General features: G+C 47.9%; 17 protein-coding genes. 13 read left to right on the plus strand and 4 right to left on the minus strand.

Annotation, left to right across the window (positions count from 1 at the left end; genetic code table 11):
- The first annotated feature begins 52 nt into the window (after nt 1-52).
- The 12 genes from mutS to E7L17_RS05500 all read left to right on the plus strand — a co-directional run bounded on the left by mutS (nt 53) and on the right by E7L17_RS05500 (nt 12841).
- Complete coding sequence (mutS, locus tag E7L17_RS05445) at nt 53-2668, plus strand: DNA mismatch repair protein MutS (protein ID WP_316322249.1); 2616 nt, start codon at nt 53-55, stop codon at nt 2666-2668.
- A 35-nt stretch (nt 2669-2703) separates the two neighbouring features.
- A complete protein-coding gene (mutL, locus tag E7L17_RS05450) occupies nt 2704-4782 on the plus strand; it encodes a DNA mismatch repair endonuclease MutL (RefSeq protein WP_316322250.1) in 2079 nt (692 codons plus the stop codon).
- 152 nt (nt 4783-4934) lie between these two features.
- Nucleotides 4935-5882: a tRNA (adenosine(37)-N6)-dimethylallyltransferase MiaA gene (miaA, locus tag E7L17_RS05455; RefSeq protein ID WP_316322251.1), complete on the plus strand. Its 948-nt coding sequence runs from the start codon at nt 4935-4937 to the stop codon at nt 5880-5882.
- Complete coding sequence (locus tag E7L17_RS05460) at nt 5875-7170, plus strand: HlyD family efflux transporter periplasmic adaptor subunit (RefSeq protein ID WP_316322252.1); 1296 nt, start codon at nt 5875-5877, stop codon at nt 7168-7170. Before miaA ends, E7L17_RS05460 begins: the two co-directional genes overlap by 8 nt.
- Entirely contained in the window at nt 7148-7894 is a 747-nt protein-coding gene (locus tag E7L17_RS05465; RefSeq protein ID WP_316322253.1) for a YggS family pyridoxal phosphate-dependent enzyme, read from the plus strand. The genes E7L17_RS05460 and E7L17_RS05465 overlap by 23 nt, the downstream gene beginning before the upstream one ends.
- Nucleotides 7895-7917: 23 nt before the next feature.
- The gene (locus E7L17_RS05470; protein WP_085834016.1) at nt 7918-8400 is read left to right on the plus strand and encodes a cell division protein SepF; all 483 of its coding nucleotides are present in this window, start codon (nt 7918-7920) and stop codon (nt 8398-8400) included.
- The gene (locus E7L17_RS05475; protein WP_316322254.1) at nt 8400-9161 is read left to right on the plus strand and encodes an RNA-binding protein; all 762 of its coding nucleotides are present in this window, start codon (nt 8400-8402) and stop codon (nt 9159-9161) included. The genes E7L17_RS05470 and E7L17_RS05475 overlap by 1 nt, the downstream gene beginning before the upstream one ends.
- Nucleotides 9162-9176: 15 nt before the next feature.
- Nucleotides 9177-9929 (plus strand): DivIVA domain-containing protein, encoded by a 753-nt coding sequence (locus tag E7L17_RS05480; protein ID WP_316322255.1) that lies wholly within the window; start codon nt 9177-9179, stop codon nt 9927-9929.
- 96 nt (nt 9930-10025) lie between these two features.
- On the plus strand, nt 10026-10562 hold the full coding sequence (gene lspA / locus E7L17_RS05485) for a signal peptidase II (RefSeq protein WP_316322256.1): 537 nt from the start codon (nt 10026-10028) through the stop codon (nt 10560-10562).
- A gap of 1 nt (nt 10563) precedes the next feature.
- Nucleotides 10564-11502, plus strand: a complete 939-nt coding sequence (locus tag E7L17_RS05490) for an RluA family pseudouridine synthase (protein ID WP_316322257.1) — start codon at nt 10564-10566, stop codon at nt 11500-11502.
- A gap of 61 nt (nt 11503-11563) precedes the next feature.
- A complete protein-coding gene (locus tag E7L17_RS05495; RefSeq protein WP_316322258.1) occupies nt 11564-12364 on the plus strand; it encodes a Cof-type HAD-IIB family hydrolase in 801 nt (266 codons plus the stop codon).
- Between the two features lie 21 nt (nt 12365-12385).
- A complete protein-coding gene (locus E7L17_RS05500) occupies nt 12386-12841 on the plus strand; it encodes a helix-hairpin-helix domain-containing protein (protein ID WP_316322259.1) in 456 nt (151 codons plus the stop codon).
- Between the two features lie 318 nt (nt 12842-13159).
- On the opposite strand, the gene E7L17_RS05505 is transcribed toward E7L17_RS05500, so the two are convergent.
- A complete protein-coding gene (locus tag E7L17_RS05505) occupies nt 13160-13591 on the minus strand; it encodes a VOC family protein (protein ID WP_316322260.1) in 432 nt (143 codons plus the stop codon).
- 136 nt (nt 13592-13727) lie between these two features.
- Nucleotides 13728-14408 (minus strand): YczE/YyaS/YitT family protein, encoded by a 681-nt coding sequence (locus E7L17_RS05510; protein ID WP_316322261.1) that lies wholly within the window; start codon nt 14406-14408, stop codon nt 13728-13730.
- A 205-nt stretch (nt 14409-14613) separates the two neighbouring features.
- On the opposite strand from E7L17_RS05510, the gene E7L17_RS05515 reads away from it, so the two are divergent.
- Entirely contained in the window at nt 14614-15039 is a 426-nt protein-coding gene (locus E7L17_RS05515) for a hypothetical protein (RefSeq protein ID WP_316322262.1), read from the plus strand.
- A gap of 124 nt (nt 15040-15163) precedes the next feature.
- Here E7L17_RS05515 and E7L17_RS05520 read toward each other — a convergent pair whose 3' ends face one another.
- Together E7L17_RS05520 and E7L17_RS05525 are read right to left on the minus strand one after the other, a co-directional pair.
- A complete protein-coding gene (locus E7L17_RS05520; RefSeq protein ID WP_316322263.1) occupies nt 15164-16237 on the minus strand; it encodes an ATP-dependent 6-phosphofructokinase in 1074 nt (357 codons plus the stop codon).
- A gap of 20 nt (nt 16238-16257) precedes the next feature.
- Nucleotides 16258-18378: an RNA degradosome polyphosphate kinase gene (locus E7L17_RS05525; protein ID WP_410470651.1), complete on the minus strand. Its 2121-nt coding sequence runs from the start codon at nt 18376-18378 to the stop codon at nt 16258-16260.
- Nucleotide 18379: the final 1 nt, after the last annotated feature.

Genomic DNA, 18379 nt, shown 5'->3' on the forward strand with positions numbered 1-18379 from the left:
TGTTCCACAGCATTACTTTTAAGAATCAGTCAAACAGACGGGGGATGGGAAAATGGCGGACCTTTCGCCTATGATGAAGCAATACTTTGAGATTAAGGAACAAAATCCGGATACCCTGCTGTTTTTTCGGCTGGGTGATTTTTATGAGATGTTCTTTGAGGATGCAAAGCTGGCTTCTAGGGAACTGGAATTAACTTTAACAGGGCGAGACTGTGGGCAGGAAGAACGCGCGCCGATGTGCGGCGTACCGTTTCACAGTGCTGAAAACTACATAGCGCGTCTCGTAGCAAAAGGCTACAAGGTAGCCATCTGCGAGCAGATGGAAGACCCCTCGGCGGCAAAGGGGCTTGTAAAACGTGCGGTAATCCGCGTTATTACTCCCGGTACGGTAATGGAAAGCAGTATGCTCGATGAAGCAAAAAACAATTTTATTTGTTCTGTTTTTGTTGGGGATACAAATGCAGGCACTTGCTTTGCCGATATTTCTACCGGTGAACTGCATACCACAGAGCTTGCGGCAGGTTCGCTTCGTGAGCTTGAAACACAGGTAATGAACGAGCTGGCACGCTTTTCTCCCCGAGAAATACTCATTAACCCAGAGGCGCTGCAATTAACCGGTCTTGGCAAGTTTGTAAAAGACAAGCTTAGCGCATCGCTGGAGTGCTTACCGCAGGATGAAACAAAAGGCACCGAAGAACTGCTCAAAGCACAATTTTCACCGGAGCGGCTCGGTGATTCGGATATTCTATCGTATCCCTTAACAGCGAGTGCAGTGAACAATTTGCTGTTGTACCTTAAGAGAACCCAACGCACCGGCCTTGAGCGTATGGATACCATTGAACGGTACTCCGGCTCGCAATATATGGGGCTCGATTTATCTGCCCGACGCAACCTAGAACTCTTGGAGACAATGCGCGGCAAAAGCAAGCGCGGCTCCCTGCTCTGGGTGCTCGACAGAACCAAAACAGCGATGGGCAAACGGCTCATCCGCGTATGGATTGAACGTCCGCTTTTGAATCCGGCGCAGATTCTTCGCCGCCAAAATGCGGTAGAAGAACTTACAAAGGACAGTATGTTCCGCGATGCCATCGCCGAGCAACTTTCCGGTATCCACGATTTAGAGCGCCTGATGACCCGCATTGTATATGGCTCAGCCAATGCAAGGGAACTGCGTTCGTTATGTGCGGCGCTGTCACAATTACCAGAGCTTCGGCAGCATTTGGGGGGCGTTTCCTCCAATCTGCTTCAAGAAATAGGCGGGAAAATTGACCCGCTGGACGATGTGGCGGCTTTGGTGGAAAGCGCCATTGTAGAAGAACCTCCGTTTTCCATCCGTGAGGGCGGGATGATACGCCCCGGCTACCACAGCGAGCTCGACGAGCTGCGAACCGATATGGGCAGCGGCAAAGAGATTATTGCTCAGCTTGAAGCACAGGAACGTGAGAAAACGGGAATCCCCAAACTGAAAGTAGGCTACAACCGGGTATTCGGTTATTATATTGAAATTTCGAATTCGTACCGCGATAAAGTACCGGACGAATACATAAGAAAGCAAACCCTCACGAATTGCGAGCGTTTCATTACGCCAGATTTAAAGCAGCTTGAGGGTCGCATTCTGGGTGCACACGAAAAATCGGTGCAGCTAGAGGGGCAATTGTTTGAGCAGGTACGCACCGCAGTGGCAGCACAGCTGGAACGGGTGCAGGCAACCGCCGCCGCCGTCGCGCAGTTGGATGTTCTAACCTCTTTTGCAGCAGTCTCTGTTGCTAACGGGTACCTGCGGCCAGAAGTAAATCTGAGTGGAAAGATAAAATTAAAGGAAAGCCGCCACCCGGTCGTGGAGCAGTTACTTGATGGCGGACCGTTTGTGCCAAACGATGTAGAGCTAGACCCGGACGAAAACCGTGTTGCCATTATCACCGGCCCCAATATGGCGGGTAAATCGACCTATATGCGCCAAATCGCTCTCATTGTGCTCATGGCGCAAATCGGCTGTTTTGTGCCCGCACAGTCGGCTGAAATTGGTGTAGTAGACGCTATTTTCACCCGTGTAGGCGCTTCGGACGACATGGCCTCCGGCCAATCTACCTTTATGGTGGAAATGGCTGAGGTGGCAGATATATTAAAAAATGCGACCAGCCGTAGTCTGCTTATCCTTGATGAAATCGGGCGGGGAACCTCCACCTTTGATGGAATGAGCATTGCCCGTGCGGTGCTGGAGCATGTGGCGGACAAGCGTTCCTTAGGTGCGAAGGCACTGTTTGCTACGCACTACCATGAGCTTACGGTGATGGAAGAGCTAGTCTCTGGTGTGAAGAACTATAACATTGCCGTGAAAAAGCGTGGGGATGACATTACTTTCTTACGCCGTATTGTGCGCGGCGGGGCAGACGATAGCTTCGGCATTGAAGTTGCGAAGCTTGCGGGGGTACCAAACTCTGTTGTGAACCGCGCTAAGCAGGTACTGCGTGAATTGGAAAGCGGCAGGCCGGTTACCCCCAAGGGGGCTGCAAAAAAACAGCGGGAAGAAGAACCCGCACAGCTTTCACTTGTGCCGCAGCAGGAGTCTAAAGTGCTGGAGCGTCTGCGTACGGTAGATGTAAATACGCTAACACCAATTGAATGTATGAATGTACTCTTTGAGCTGAGTCGCCTCGCTCAAGAGTAATGGAATAAAACGAACCGATGCAGGGAGGCAAATAAATGGGGAAAATCAATCTGCTGGAGAAACACGTAGCTGAGCTGATTGCTGCCGGTGAGGTGGTAGAGCGCCCAGCTTCCGTCATTAAGGAGCTGGTCGAAAACTCCATTGATGCCGGAGCAACCAGCGTTTCTGTCGAGATTCAGAACGGCGGCGCTGTAATGATGCGCGTAACCGACAATGGCAGTGGCATTGCGCGGGAAGATGTTCCTACGGCGTTCTTGCGCCATGCGACCAGTAAGGTGCTGCATGAAGAGGATTTGGAATCTATTGGGACTCTTGGCTTTCGTGGGGAGGCATTGGCCTCTGTTGCGGCGGTGGCGAGAATCGACCTGCTTACCCGTACCGAAGAGGAGCTTGCCGGAACACATTATGTCATAGAGGGCGGCGAGGAGCAGGCTTTTGAGGATGCCGGTTGTGCGCGCGGAACGGTTCTTACCGTTCGAGATATTTTCTTTAATACCCCTGCACGAATGAAGTTCTTAAAGAAAGACACGGTGGAATCGAACGCGGTCGCCGCGGTGATGGATAAAATTGCGCTCTCTCACCCAGAGATTGCCGTTCGCTTTGTACGCGACGGGAAAGAAACATTGCGCTCCCCCGGCGATGGTCAGCTAAAATCTGCGGTATTTGCCGTGTTTGGCCGCGAGTTTACCGCCGGGCTGATTCCGGTAGAATATGAATTGCAGGGTATAAAAGCTACGGGCTTTGTAAGCAAGCCCTCCCATGCCCGCCCCAACCGCAGTATGCAGCAATTCTTTATCAATGGGCGCACCATCCGCAGCCGCACGGCGCAGGTGGCATTAGAGCAGGCGTTTAAAGGTTCGTTGATGGTTGGTAAATTTCCGGCCTGCGTTCTGCACATGCAAATTCCGGTTCAGGCGGTGGATGTAAACGTTCACCCCGGCAAGCTAGAGGTTCGCTTTATCAATGAGCGCCCCGTGTTCGACGCGGTGTATTACGGAGTAAAAACAGCACTAGCCAAAGGGGACTCTGCAAATAAAATCTTGCTGCCGGTAAAGCCAGAGCAACCAGAACCGCAGCACGTTAAGGCAACAACATCGTCTTTGCCGTTTGATGTACAGGATACAAAGCCGCAGCAAATTGCGATGCCTGCCATATTTGGAACTGCATCCTCAGCCGCTCCTGCGCTAAACGATAGTGCGTTGGAGGACCCGGTTGAAATCGCCGTCCCAACAACGCCTGCTTACTGCAATGCAGAAGCTTCTCCCTCCCGTTTGCTAGAGGAACGCAGGTGGCAGGATACTCGTTCCACTCTACCGGTACATACCCAAGAAAAAGAAATAGCGCCATCAGCAAGCGAGCCAGAGGAGTGGAGCGTTACACCGAGTGGTGATGCAGTACCCGCCAGCACGGCGTTTGTTCACAATCCAGAGGAGATGCCGATAACAGAACCCACAGAACAAGCGCAAAGTACCATAGCGTTTGCATCGCCGAATGCCGTGGAACAGCTTGAGGGACAACCCTCTGCACAGGCACAAGGGGATTTTCGTTACATTGGTCACGTGTTCGGTACGTATATCCTTTTAGAGCGTGTGGGAGACGAGGGCGAAGAGCTTGTCTTGGTAGACCGCCATGCGGCGCATGAACGCCTTTTGTATGAACGCCTCAAGGAGCAGAGCGGTACCGCGTTTTCACAGATGCTGCTAACGCCTGTTCCCGTACTTTTGGAAAAGAATGAATATGCGGCTGTTTTGGCTTCGCTGGAATTGTGCGAAACAGCCGGTTTTGAAATAGATGATTTTGGCGGAGGTACCGTATTGGTACGCAGTGCGCCGTTGTCGCTTACAGGGGAGGATATTCCCGATGCCGTGATGGAGATTGCAGGCTACTTGGCGCAGTCTCGAACAGATGTAACCACAGAGCATCTCGACTGGCTTTACCATAACATCGCTTGCCGTGCGGCAATGAAAGCGCACGATGACCGTTCCCCAGAGGAACTCATTGCCTTGGTGCGCCAGCTTGATGAAAACCCGCAGCTTCGCTATTGCCCGCACGGGCGCCCCATTTCGATTGTGCTTACCCGCAAGGAACTTGAGCGTCAGTTTGGCCGAGCATAACGCAGAATGCAGAGAAAGCTCGTTCCGTAATGGCGAGTGCTCTTAAAATCATATTTAATTACTTATTTTGAGTATAATGTCTCTTTTCTCTTGATACGGGAGGAAAGGAAAAGATAAAACAAATGGTGTTACTTTGGAGAGGGGGAAGGCTCATGCCGGAAGAGAAAATACCACTGCTCGTCGTTGGCGGCCCAACCGCGAGCGGGAAAACACGCCTTGCCGCAGAATTGGCGCTTCGCCACAATGGCGAAGTGGTTTCCGCAGATTCCATGCAGATATACCACGGGATGGAGATTGGAACGGCAAAGCCCACTCCGGAAGAAACGCTGGGTGTGCCGCATCACCTTATGGGCTTTGTAGAGCCTGGCAAATCCTTTTCTGTGGCAGACTATGTGGCTCTTGCCAAGAAAACCATCAAAGAAATTCATGGCCGTGGGAAGCTGCCGGTTTTGGCAGGCGGCACCGGGCTTTATATTCGTTCATTAATCACCAATACACAGTTTACCCAGATAGACAATGACCCGGCCTTACGTGCGCGATTGCAGGAGCGTGCGGAGCAGGAGGGGGCAGAGAGCCTATTGCAGGAGCTCGCTGGGTTCGACCCCGAATCCGCCCAGCGTATTGAGCCGCGCAATTTACCCCGACTGATTCGTGCCATTGAGCTATACCGTGTAACGGGAGTTACCATGACAGAGCATTTGCGGCGTTCCCGCCTTGCACCGTCGCCCTATCGTTCGTGTTTTTTATGCCTTGGCTTTCGTGACAGAGAGAAGCTTTACGAACGAATCAATCTTCGGGTAGATGAAATGTTCGAGCGTGGATTGGTGGAGGAAGCCAAGCAGCTACTTGATATGCCCAGCGGAGCTACGGCAATGCAGGCAATTGGCTACAAGGAACTACTGCCGTATTTTCGTGGTGAAATCACACTGCCGCAGGCAAAAGAGACCATTCAGCGTGAAACCCGACGCTATGCCAAGCGTCAGCTTACCTGGTTCCGTAGGGAAGAGCAGGCAAGGTGGCTGTATGTAGATGAATACCCGCAGTGGCAGGAACTTTTTGCCGCCGCAGAAGAAATTATGGGGAGGGAGCTGCATGAATAATCCGGTTTTAAAACGCCTGGTTTCGGGTCTAATCGGCCTGCTGCTCCTTTTTTATATTGGCAACCAAATTTACAATGCCAGTTACAGTGGCGTAAAAACAGAAACGGCTGTGTATGCCAATGCGGAAGACATGGTTCAAATGACGGGAACCGTAATTCGCAAAGAACAGCTTCTTCGCCAAAATGTGCAGGGGGTTCTCACGTATCCTTTGGGAGAGGGGGGTAAAATTGCAAAAGGCGGCGTAGTTGCAGAAATATACGATAGTGCAAAGGATGCGACCCAACAGCAGCAGATAGAATACCTCACCGCAGAGATTGCTCGCCTGCAAAGCCTGAGTAACCCGGGAGATACGTATGCAGCAAACCCCGGTTCGCTGACCAAGCAAATTAATCAAAGCCTTACTGAAATATTAACCTCTTTGCAAAGCAAAGATTACAATGATTTGCCTTCAAAAAGAAATACCCTTTTGTACCGCATGAATGAACAACAGGTGGTTACCGGCGTTACCAAAGACTTTACGGCCCGTATTGCAGAGCTGCAAAGCCAGCTAAGTGCAATTCCCGCCACTAGCGGCAGAAAAATGGGGCAGGTGAAGTCTCCGGTTTCCGGGTACTTTGTAAATGCGGTGGATGGTTACGAATCGCAGTATAATTACGCTTCTGTAAAGGAGCTTTCGGTAAATGACTTAAAAGCAAAGAAAAAGCCGCAAGTTTTGGGCAGCGACGTGATTGGCAAGGTATGCGAAGAATTTAACTGGTATTTTGCAGCCGTAGTCAATCAGGATGATGCTCTAAAGCTCAAGGAAGGCAACCACGTTACCATTAACTTCCCCTTTGCAGTGGGGAAAACGGTTCCTGCTGTCGTTCTAGCTGTGAACCAGCCAAACCATCAAGGGGATGCCGCCGTTATTCTGCGTTGTTCTTATATGGATACTGGGATTGCTTCGGTTCGTGACGCTACCGTTCAGGTGCAGGCCGGCACGTATTCCGGTATTATGGTCAGTCAAAAGAGCATCCATTTTGAGAAGATAACAAAAGAATTCAAGCAGGAAGACGGCAAGAAGAAAACGGTAACCAAAGAAGTGCAAGGTGTTTATGTAATGCACGGCAACTCCATTGAATTTGTGCAGGTGATTCCACTGATGAGCAGCGGCAGTTATGTGATCTGTAAAGAGCTCAGCGACACAGATCCGGAGTGGAAGGAACTTATGACAAAATCCTCCATACGGTTGTACGATGAGGTTATTTCAGAAGGGACGGAGCTATATGATGGAAAAGTCGTTAAGTGAAGTGGAACGGGATTACGCTGAGAAAATGCGTGATTTAGAGGAGAACCTTAAGGTGGTTCGGGAAAATATAGAAGAAGCCGCCGTGAAATCTGCAAGAAGCGTGAGTAAAATTACGTTGCTTGCGGCTACCAAAACAGTAGCTGTTCCAGTGATTAACCGTGCGGTGGAGCTTGGCGTAACTCATATTGGCGAAAATCGGGTGCAGGAGTTGTGCGATAAGCTGCCTAGCCTAGCCCCATGTGACCGCCAGTTCATTGGCCACTTGCAAAGCAACAAAGTGAAGTTTTTAATTGGACAGGTTAGTCTGATTCAGTCGGTAGATAACGAAAAATTAGCAAAAGAAATTTCTCGACTCTCGGTTTTAAACAACACCATCACCAATATATTGGTTGAGGTAAATGTTGGGCACGAAGAAAATAAATCTGGTGTTCTGCCAGAAAGGCTAGAAGAACTACTGGTAAACATTTCCAGTCTCCCGGGCGTTTTGGTGCGCGGGCTCATGGCAATCCCGCCCGTATGCGAAAATCCGGAAGATTCTATGCCATATTTTTCGAGGATGCAAGAATATTATGTTGACATCAAGACGAAAAGAATGGATAATATTCACATGGATTTCTTATCCATGGGCATGTCGTCAGACTATGCTCAGGCAATCCTTTGCGGAGCTAATATGGTTCGAGTGGGCTCGGCTCTTTTCGGACCTAGGAAATATCAAATCCTTTAATATAATTAGGGAGGCAGTGTAAAATGGCCGGATTGGTTCAAAAGTTCAAAGATATGTTAGGCGCTCCTGAAGATGAGTATGAGGATGAAGAATATGTGGATGACCGTGCGGAAGAGATTATCTCTGGCTCGGAGAACCATGCAGATACAATTCGTGAGCGAGAAACAGTAAGGCGCGGTGGCAGTACCGGCGGCAGCAATAAGGTAGTGAACATTCATGCTACCACACAGCTGCAAGTGGTATTGTTTAAGCCAGAGCGGTTTGGGGAAGAAACCCGTGCCGTAGCGGACGAGCTGCTGAAAATGCACACCGTAGTACTTAATCTGGAAAATACCAATAAAGACGTAAGCCGCCGTATCATCGATTTTCTAAGCGGTGTGGCTTATGCAAACGGGGGTAAAATTAAGCGTGTTGCGGCAAGCACCTTTATTATTACTCCGTACAATGTGGAGCTAACCGGCGACGATGTGCTGGATGAGCTGGAAAACAACGGCGTTTATTTCTAATGAAGCGGAATTCCCCTGAGGAGAACGCCATACTGGAGGCAAGACTTCTGGATGCGGTGCGTCTCTGTTCCCGGCGGTATGAGCCGGTATTTGTGGGCTTTCTCTCAGAAGCGGAGGCCTTCTTGGCACAGGGTGTACTGCGCCGGGAGGGCTTTTTCCACTATTTGTTCTGGGGTGGCTTTGATGGTGCCGAGCGTGTGATGTTCGGTGCATTCCCCGAGTATTTAGAGCCGCAGCCCGAACTGTTCCCCCTTGCCGCCGTTACCGCCTCTTTCCGTGAGTGTGACAAACTCACTCACCGCGATTTTCTCGGCTCGTTAATGGGTCTTGGCATTACACGCGACACGGTAGGCGATATTTTAATTGAGCCGGGGCGCAGTGTTTTGTTTTTGCGGGAAGAGATGGAATCCTACGTGCAAACACAGGTGGAAAAGGTTGGCCGGGTAGGGGTAAAGCTTACTCCCGGCTTTCAGGAGCCACTGCCGGGCGGCCTTGGCTTTGAACCGTTTTCTTCTGTCATTGCATCTCCCAGGCTCGACTGCGCCGTTGCGGCGGCACTTCACACCAGCCGTGAAAAAGCGGCGCGAATGGTGGAATCGGGTGGGGTGCTTTTAAACGGAGTGCAAATTTTGTCCGTTTCTGCTGTGGTTAAGGAAGGGGACCGCCTGTCCGTTCGGGGAAGCGGTCGGTTTATCTTGGATCAGGTCGGCCCCGAAACAAAAAAAGGCCGTGTGAACTTGAGTGGAAGAAAATATAGATAACAGGAGGTTTTTGTCGTGCTTAATCTCAACGATATTATTAATGTAAGCTTTCGTAAATCCAATTTTTCGGGCTACCGTACCGAGGATGTTGACAGCTTTATTGACCAGGTGAAAGATTCTTATGACCAGCTTTTGAAGAAAACGATGGAGCAGGCGGAGGCATATGAGGCACTGGCTGTGGAAAAGAAAGAGCTGGAGAAGAAACTTTCTGTTCTGGCAGGGAAAATTGAAGACTACCGGCTGGAAGAAAGCGAAATTAAGAACGCTCTTGTGAGTGCACAAAAGCTTGGCGAGTCTTCCGTGCGGGAAGCACGCCATAAGGCAGAAATCATCCTAAAGGATGCCAATCTAAAAGCCGAGCGAATTCTCGGTGCTGCAAAGGCAGACGTTGTGGAGCAGCAGCGTGAGCTGGATGACCTGAAGAAAAAGGTCGTTGAATTCCGCACAAAGCTTCTGGCGATTTACAAAGAGCATTTAACCCTAATCGATGCAATTCCCAGCCGAAAAGAAGAGTTTTCGCATGAGGAAAAGCCCGCTGCCTCTGTATTAGACACAGAACAGCAGCAGGAGGAAGAGTCGGTATCGGAGGCGCAGCATTATATGCCGGAAGAGCCGGTTGTTCACTCAGATCCCGAGCCGGAATACACCCCGGTATCTGAAAAAGATGATTTCGCAGTGGATGCAGCGGTATTTGATACAGAATTCCCGAGCCATGACCTGCGTTACGATGTATTAAAATTTGATGAAGTGGATGAATCCGGAGTATAATATATGTATTACCCGCGTAGCGGGGCCGGAGTATTTCATAGACGGAGAGAGGACGGAGAAATCCGCCCTTTTTTCCTGAAAGAGAGGGAGTTTCTTTTGCCTTATATTGCAATCTTTTTGTCCTTTGCCGCCGTTGCGGCGGGAGTTGCCATAGATCAAGTTTTGAAAAGTGTTGTGACCCAGCAGTTAAAACCGTTGGGGCAGATTGAACTGATACCGGGGTTCTTTAACCTTACTTATGTAGAAAATCGCGGTGCGGCATTTGGTATGCTCGCAAATCACCAATGGCTGTTTATTGTGGTTACTGCTGTGGTTTGTGTTGCTATCGCTGCTGCGCTCATCTTTTATCAAAATCATACCGCACTTACCCGCACGGCGCTTACTTTGGTATTGGCTGGTGGCATAGGCAATATGATTGACCGCCTTCATTACCAGTACGTGGTAGATTATATTCACTTTCAATTTTTTCCGCCGGTGTTTAATTTTGCAGATATTTGTGTGACCATAGGCTGCGCTCTGCTTATCATTTACCTTCTCTTTTTTACAGATGAAAAGGGAAGCCCGAGACAACCGGGTCGTTATTCCAAATACGCGCACTACAATCAGAACAGAAATCACAGAATGGGTGGTTAAGGTGCAAAAAAAGCTGCTGGTAATTGGAGCAGAGCATCAGGATGTCCGAGCAGATTTAGCAGTAAGTGAACTGCTTGAGGATGTAACACGCTCCGGTGTGCAAAAGCTGATGCTTACGGGCGCCGTGCTTCGTGATGGTCGTCCGCTTTCAAAAAATGATCGAGTTGCCCATGGAGATGCCATTGAGGTGCTTTTGCCTGACCCTACTCCGCTTGAGCAGGCCGCGCCGGAAAACATTCCACTCGACATTGTGTATGAAGATGAAGACCTGCTGGTGGTAAATAAACCAAAGGGAATGGTGGTTCATCCGGCGCCGGGCAACTATGATAAAACCTTGGTAAATGCACTGCTGTACCACTGCGGCGATTCCTTGTCTGGCATAAACGGTGTAATACGCCCCGGCATTGTACACCGTATTGATAAAGATACCAGCGGCCTTTTAATTGTTGCTAAAAATGATTTTGCGCACCAAAATTTAGCTGCACAAATTAAGGAGCATTCCTTTACCAGGGAATATGAGGCAATTGTTTATGGCCATTTACGGGAAGAAAGCGGTACGGTAGAGGCTCCCCTTGGGCGCCACCCGAACGACCGCAAGAAAATGACCGTCACAGAGAAAAACAGCCGCCATGCGATTACGCATTATCAGGTGTTAGAAGAACTGACGGGCTTTAGCTATGTGCGCCTTCGACTTGAAACAGGCCGCACCCATCAAATCCGTGTGCATATGGCTTATTTGGGGCACCCGGTTGCGGGGGATGTAGTGTATGGGCCCAAAAAGGTGATTACCTCGCTAGGCGGGCAATGCCTGCATGCGAGAACCATCGGCTTTTGCCACCCGCGAGACGGCCGCTATATTGAGTTAACCAGCCCGCTTCCACCATATTTTACCGCTTTTTTGGCACGTTTGCGAAATGAATCGGGTTCTTCTTACCAATAAGTAGCTGGGAACAAATTTATATGTTGTTACTGAGCAGATGCACAATGAGGAGGATTCTTTTTTGAAGCTTCAGGATATATTTTTGGTATCGGATTTAGATGGTACCCTCATTGGTGAAAACCACACAATACCGCAGCGCAATATTGATGCGATTCGGCGCTTTCAGGAGCAGGGCGGCCGCTTTGCGATTGCGACCGGCCGATCCATAGATTCTGGTGCCCGCTATTACCGCAGAGTGTTCCCAAAGGGTCTTTGCGTGATGCTCAATGGCTCTATTTTATATGACTGTGAACTCGACCATATTGCGGCTGTGTTTTCGCTTCCACCCGAAGCGAAGGAATATGCTCGCCGTTTGGCAGAGCACTTTCCTGAAATGGGGTATGAGGCCTTTACGCAGCGTGATCAGTATGTTGTAAAAGAGAATCAGCTCGTAAAAGAGCATATGGAGCATGAAAATCTACCCTGTACTCCCGTGGAGGATGATTGCATTACGGAACCGTGGTGTAAGGTGCTTTTTGCTGCCGAGCCGGATGTAAAGCAGCAGATGCACGCATTTACGGAAACGTTCTCACACCCGGGCGTGCGCTTTGTGCAGAGCGATGCCCGGTTTTTAGAGATGCTTCCGGAGGGAGTAGACAAGGGAAGTGCTTTGGAAGAGATTCTACGCCAAACAGGTTTAAAAAGAGAAAAATTAATTGCAATAGGCGATTACTATAACGATATTGAAATGCTAAAAACAGCTGGTTTTGCTGTAGTACCCTCCAATGCGCCAAAAGAGATACAGCAAATGGCGGATTTAGTGGTGGGTGATTGTCGTTTTGGTGCGGTAGCCGATTTGATTGAATATTTAGAACGCGCTTAATTTACTAATGGCGGTGGGAATATGGATAAGGATGCCTGTCAAGTACGGTGGCTGCTTGCCATCGCAGTATTTCTCTGCGCGTTAATCATTGGGTATAATGTTCTTTTTGTGCCGCAGGTCACGCTCACTACCGTAGTAAGAACGGATGTCGCTTCAGCGATACGGGATAAGATACCGTCTTATGTAAAGCAGGATGAAAATTCTCAGCAGGAAGCATATGAGCCAGAGCCTGCGGTGAAAGCCTCTTTGATCAATCTAAATACGGCGGATGCCGAGCTGTTGCAAACGCTGCCCAGCATTGGGCCGGTTACAGCAAAGAGAATTATAGCTTACCGCGAATCAGTCGGTGCCTTTCGAAACAAAGAGGAGCTCATGCAGGTTGATGGGATTGGAGAAAAGGCATTCGAAAAACTACAGAATTTGATTACTGTTGAGGGTGAGACCGGCGAAGCTAGCTCAACAGGCAGTATGCCGTAACTAAGAATTAAATAGTTGAAGAACATATTTCTGCACTATCACTTTTATGGATTACGCCGTTCCTTCATTGGAACGGTGTTCTTTTTTGCTTAAGAGCTCTCGTTCGCTCGCAACTGCACTTCATTTACCAAATGGTTGCTTTCGTGTCATTTTGTGCACAAGCGCTTCACTACTTTTAAGAACTAGGCAATAACTTAAGAAAAGGGAACACGTTTCGTGTTCCCTTTTCTTATAGAGCTTTTTAAATAAATCAAATAAAGCGATGTTAAAGAATACTTCTCTCATCAAGGAACAATGCGCTAAAAATTCTTAGCAAAGTTACGACCAAATAACAAAGCAAAATGGGTGCCCTGCCGGGTCAAGCATTGTTATCCATAACGATTCATCTTCCGCGGAATCGGCTTCGCCATATTGTACATTGGCCTTTACTGCACCACAGGCAAGCGCATGCTGTACGGCAAGCTTCAACTCTTTCTGATTATGTACGGTAAAATCCAAATGAGCCATTTGCTGTTGTGCTCCTAGCCGATTCGGCCATACGGGCGGAATATAGTCAGGATTTTGCTGAAAGGCGATTTTTACACCGCCGGACGGAGAAATAATATCGGTCCATTCGTTTTCTTCCACATAGTTTTTCTTCCAGCCTAGAAGCCGGATATAAAAATCGGATAAACAATCAGCATCTTTGCACTCCAACACAACAGCATCAAGTGAAAATGGTAGTAACTCTTTTGTGTTCGATGGTTCCATTTTAGCAGCTCCTTTGCTTTTTTATTTATTATATCATGAAAAAGCGTAGAGATAGCATGTTTTATAATGTGTGTAAATGACGAAAATAAAAAGGTGAGGTTTACCCTCACCCAATTGCTGAGTTTTTATATCTCTATTATCTTACAATCACAGAGTCCTTGGAACAAGGATCACTTGCAAAAAAGAAATTTTCAATAAGAGTGAATTTGCTTTTTAGGAAACGGACAATTGTTCCAACCAATAGGGCGGCAATTAATGTACCTTCTCCAATGCCTGTAATTTTTTGGAATAAAACCAACCCAATCAGGCCAGCTATCAAGGTGAATAGCGTATCAATTGCTACCTTTGTTTTCCCAAAATCCGTATGCAAAGTAATGGATATCGCCTTAACAAAAGCTTCTCCAGGAAGCAGAACCACGTTTGCCATCATTTGGGTGTTGACTCCTATTGCTAAAAGAATACAACCAATCAAAAGAGAAATCAGCTTCTCCCAGTAGGCACTTGGTGTTAAAAAAGTTAATAGATTCATCGTTAAATCCATAAACCATGAGAATGCTATGGAAGCGGGTATTTGCAGATAATACTGCTTTGGAAAGTCTTTCTTCAATAAAAGCAACTGTATGATGATGAGAACAGCGCTCATGTATAATGTGAACATTCCAATCGTAGGTTGAAAGCCAAAACTCAAGGTATAAGGGATGCTTGAAATGGGTGATGTTCCAAGACCAGCTTTGGTTACAAAACTAATACCAAAATCTGTAATAAAAATACCAACTAAGAAAATAAGGTAACGCTTGAAAGTACCATGCTTAGACAAAGGGTTCCTCCCAGATATTAAGACCTATACTGCATCTATTATTTTTCAAAAACGTTTCCATAATAAGTGATTTGTCGATTTTTGTCAAGAGAAATTATCCACAGGAAAAGCATAGCATTATAGCAAATAGCGGTAATTTGAAATAAGATTGCATAATAAAAAATTAGTTGGTAAAATAATGTAATAAGAATAAGGAGGAATTGTTATGGTGGTAAATCCCCTGCAAGATATTATGAACCATTACACTTGGTGCTTTGGCTCGTACCTTATTGCAATGACGATTATTCTATTAAATACGGCTCGCAGTGTGTACTTTTATCTTAGAAACAGAAAACACCCTCTATACCCAAAACGAGGTCTAGTTGACCTGCTGATTAGCCTGTTGTGTGGTGCGTCGTTATTCATGGGGCAAATGTTTCAAGGAGTTCTGGCGGATAATAACGTGCCGAATCTTTACCAGTGGTCGAGCTATCTCTGGCTGATATGCTTAGCCTCTCTTGCGTTGTTTGTGGTACAGGTGGTATGTTATATGAAAACACCCTTTGTTCTCCCAAAACCTGAGTTCACGGAAGAGTTTCCCGCTTTGCACAATGATGGAGAGCCTAAACACTCATCAGATCAGAAATCGTGAGAAATGCAAAGAAATGATTCCTCTAAATTATAAATAATTAATATAGAAAGGGAGCTTTCGCAAATGCGGAAGCTCCCTTTCTTCATAAAGAATGATAAGATTCTATTTTATTTACTTTTGGATTTTAATCCCCAAAGCTAATTCCAATGTCTCGTGCAGACTGAATCAGATCGCAATCGAGTGGTACGGCCTTAAGCTTGCCTGCTACCTCACTGAGTGGCACGGGAACGATTTTCTGGTTTTGCAACGCCACCATACAGCCGAAACGACGATCTTGAATCATCTGCGCGGCGGCAGTTCCCAAGCGTGTGGCCAAAACTCGATCATAAGGGCAAGGGCTGCCTCCACGCTGAAAATGCCCGGGGATTGTTACTCGTACCTCATTGCCAGTTCTCTCGCCAATCTCCTTTGCCAAACGGTAGGAGAGGGAGGGCTCTGTCATTTTTGCTCTTTGTGCTTTAAGCTCTTTTTTCGAAAGAGAGGCTTCTTTTACAGAAAGAGCACCCTCCGCAACGGCCAGAATCGAAAATTGCTTGCCGGAGCGCTTTCTTTGCTGCAATGCCCGGCAAATGGATTCAATGTTGTAGGGAATCTCCGGTAATAAAATGGCGTCTGCGCCGCCGGCAATGCCGGCGTGCAGTGTAAGCCAGCCGACCTTGTGTCCCATTAGCTCCACGATAAACACGCGACCGTGTGAGGTGGCGGTGCTGTGAATGGAATCAATAACAGTAGAGGCAATTTCAACTGCGCTTGAAAATCCGAAGGTCATTTCGGTATTCCAGAGGTCATTGTCAATGGTTTTGGGCAGTGTAATTACATTGAGTCCCTCACCGCTGAGCAGGTTAGCGGTTTTATGGGTGCCGTTACCTCCTAATATAACTAAGCAATCGAGGCGAAGTTTTTTATAATTCCGCTTCATTTGTTCTACTTTTTCACTTTGGCTGCCTTCGGGGCCGCGAATCTCTTTAAACGGTTGGCGAGATGTTCCGAGGATCGTGCCGCCCAATGTTAATATACCGGAAAAATCGCGCGGGTTCATCTCCCAGTAATCACCCTCCATCAGGCCGCGGTAACCATCGCGAATCCCGAAGATGGTTACGTCCTCCTCAAACTTTTCATACAGTGCTTTCCCTACTGCACGTATTGCGGCGTTAAGGCCTTGGCAGTCGCCTCCGCTTGTCAGAATCCCTACTCTCATGAGTTGTGTTGCCCCTTTCCTTATTTGAGCCGCTTTGCCTTATCTGCATCGCGAATCGGCTCCATCAGCTTGCTTTCCTCTGTTTTTTTCAGTTCCGATACATTTTTCTTTGCCATAGTAGAGAACAAAGACTGACAATTAATAGCGGCTTTGCCCCGGCGGCGAATTACATGCAGGTACGCCGTGTCTGGCTGCATCATACGTGTGTTAACATTGTCGCTTTTCATGATTTCTAGTATATCAAATGCCCGGCGTTTTAAATCCTCTCCCTCGATAGGGAATACGAGCTCTACACGGCGGTCTAGATTACGGGGCATCCAGTCGGCACTGCCCATGTATATTTTGGGTTCCCCTGCGTTTTCAAATGCAAAAATACGGCTGTGCTCCAAAAGCTGCCCGACGATGCTTTGTACAGTGATTGTTTCGCTCATCCCCGGCAAGCGAGGAATCAGACTGCACATGCCGCGCACGATTAAGTGAATGGGCACGCCCGCCTTAGAAGCCTCATACAACAGGCTAATCATTTGCGAATCAATGAGTGCGTTTACCTTTACCGTAATCCCGCTCGGGAGGCCTTTTTTGGCATTTTCGGTTTCCCTACGAATCATTCGGACAAAAAAACTGCGCATACTCTGCGGTGCCACTACAAATTTTCGGTACTCCGGCGGGCGGGAATAGCCGGTAAGTACGTTAAACAGGGAGGAAGCGTCGATACCGTACGGCTCACGGCAGGTGAACACGCCAATATCGGTATATATTTTCGCGGTAGAGTCGTTGTAGTTACCAGTTCCCATGTGAACATAGCGGCGAATGCCATCCTCTTCGCGCCTTACTACGAGTAAGATTTTACAGTGGGTTTTCAGACCAGCTAAGCCGTATATCACATGGCATCCGGCTTGCTCCAGCTTTTTGGCCCAATTGATGTTATTTTCTTCATCAAATCGTGCTTTCAGCTCTACAAGTACCGTTACCTGCTTCCCGTTTTCCGCCGCGCGGATAAGTGCACCGATAATGGGGGAATGGCCGCTTACGCGGTACAGGGTTTGCTTAATCGCCAATACATCCGCGTCGTCTGCGGCACGGCTTACAAAATCGACCACACATTGAAAGCTTTCATAGGGGTGGTGTACCATCCGGTCCTTTTCACGAATGGCTTCGAAAACATCCTCATATCCCCAAAAAGCCGCAGGAGGGTACACCGGCTTAATTGGGTCAAAGCACAGCGAATCGTATCCGGGAAGCGAAGCAAATTTGGTAAGGTAGGTAAGGTCAATTGGCCCGGGAACCTCAAATAAATCGTGTGATTTTAAATCGAGCATTTCTACAAGGAAATCTTTGATTTCCGGGTCGCAGTTCTGCAAAATCTCGAGCCGAACGGGGCGCCCGCGCTTTCTTTTTTTAATGGATTTTTGTACTTCAGTAAGCAGGTCTTCCGCATCCTCATCAATTTCCAAATCGGAGTTTCGGGTTAAGCGGAAGGGAGAGCATGCTTCAATTTGGTGCATGCTAAATAGCGTATTAATTTTATAGGACATAATATTCTCGAGAAGAACGAAGACCTTGCGTTCCGGGTCGGGAATCTGCAAAAAGCGGGAGAGAATAGACGGTACCTGTACCACGGCAAACAGAGATTCCTCTTCCCCTTTCAAGCGAACCGCCAAATTAAGGCTCTTGTTTGAGAGCATGGGGAATGGGCGGCTGCGGTCTACCGCAAGCGGTGTTAATACGGGGAAGAGAATTTTATCAAAATAATCGGAGAGAAAGAGCTGCTGCTCATCGTTCAAATCGCTTGGGGTACTGAAAAAAATATTTTCTTTTCGTAATGTAGGTAGTATGGAGCGGTGTAAGGAGTTATACTGCTGTTCCGTAAAGGTTCGGATTTTGCGGGTAAGGCGAATCATCAGTTCTTCCGGTGTTAAGCCCGAAAGATCCGGCATTTTGTAACCGGACTGAACCTGTGCTTTTACTCCTGCAACGCGTACCATAAAAAACTCATCCAAATTAGAAGAAGTAATTCCTAAAAAACGCAGTCGCTCCATCACGGGGTTTTCTTTTTCAAAGGCTTCTTCCAACACGCGCCAGTTAAAGTCCATCCAACTCAGTTCCCGATTAACAAATGGAAACTGCTTGTTTTCGTTCATC

Source organism: Clostridium sp., from assembly GCF_032576335.1.
In the GTDB taxonomy this organism is placed as follows: domain Bacteria; phylum Bacillota; class Clostridia; order Oscillospirales; family Acutalibacteraceae; genus Faecalispora.

Bases quoted from the DNA above. Each gene is read 5' to 3' on its own strand.
- mutS (WP_316322249.1), top strand. From the start codon at position 53: ATGGCGGACCTTTCGCCTATGATGAAGCAATACTTTGAGATTAAGGAA.
- mutL (WP_316322250.1), top strand. From the start codon at position 2,704: ATGGGGAAAATCAATCTGCTGGAGAAACACGTAGCTGAGCTGATTGCT.
- miaA (WP_316322251.1), top strand. From the start codon at position 4,935: ATGCCGGAAGAGAAAATACCACTGCTCGTCGTTGGCGGCCCAACCGCG.
- E7L17_RS05460 (WP_316322252.1), top strand. From the start codon at position 5,875: ATGAATAATCCGGTTTTAAAACGCCTGGTTTCGGGTCTAATCGGCCTG.
- E7L17_RS05465 (WP_316322253.1), top strand. From the start codon at position 7,148: ATGATGGAAAAGTCGTTAAGTGAAGTGGAACGGGATTACGCTGAGAAA.
- E7L17_RS05470 (WP_085834016.1), top strand. From the start codon at position 7,918: ATGGCCGGATTGGTTCAAAAGTTCAAAGATATGTTAGGCGCTCCTGAA.
- E7L17_RS05475 (WP_316322254.1), top strand. From the start codon at position 8,400: ATGAAGCGGAATTCCCCTGAGGAGAACGCCATACTGGAGGCAAGACTT.
- E7L17_RS05500 (WP_316322259.1), top strand. From the start codon at position 12,386: ATGGATAAGGATGCCTGTCAAGTACGGTGGCTGCTTGCCATCGCAGTA.
- E7L17_RS05505 (WP_316322260.1), bottom strand. From the start codon at position 13,591: ATGGAACCATCGAACACAAAAGAGTTACTACCATTTTCACTTGATGCT.
- E7L17_RS05515 (WP_316322262.1), top strand. From the start codon at position 14,614: ATGGTGGTAAATCCCCTGCAAGATATTATGAACCATTACACTTGGTGC.
- E7L17_RS05520 (WP_316322263.1), bottom strand. From the start codon at position 16,237: ATGAGAGTAGGGATTCTGACAAGCGGAGGCGACTGCCAAGGCCTTAAC.
- E7L17_RS05525 (WP_410470651.1), bottom strand. From the start codon at position 18,378: ATGAACGAAAACAAGCAGTTTCCATTTGTTAATCGGGAACTGAGTTGG.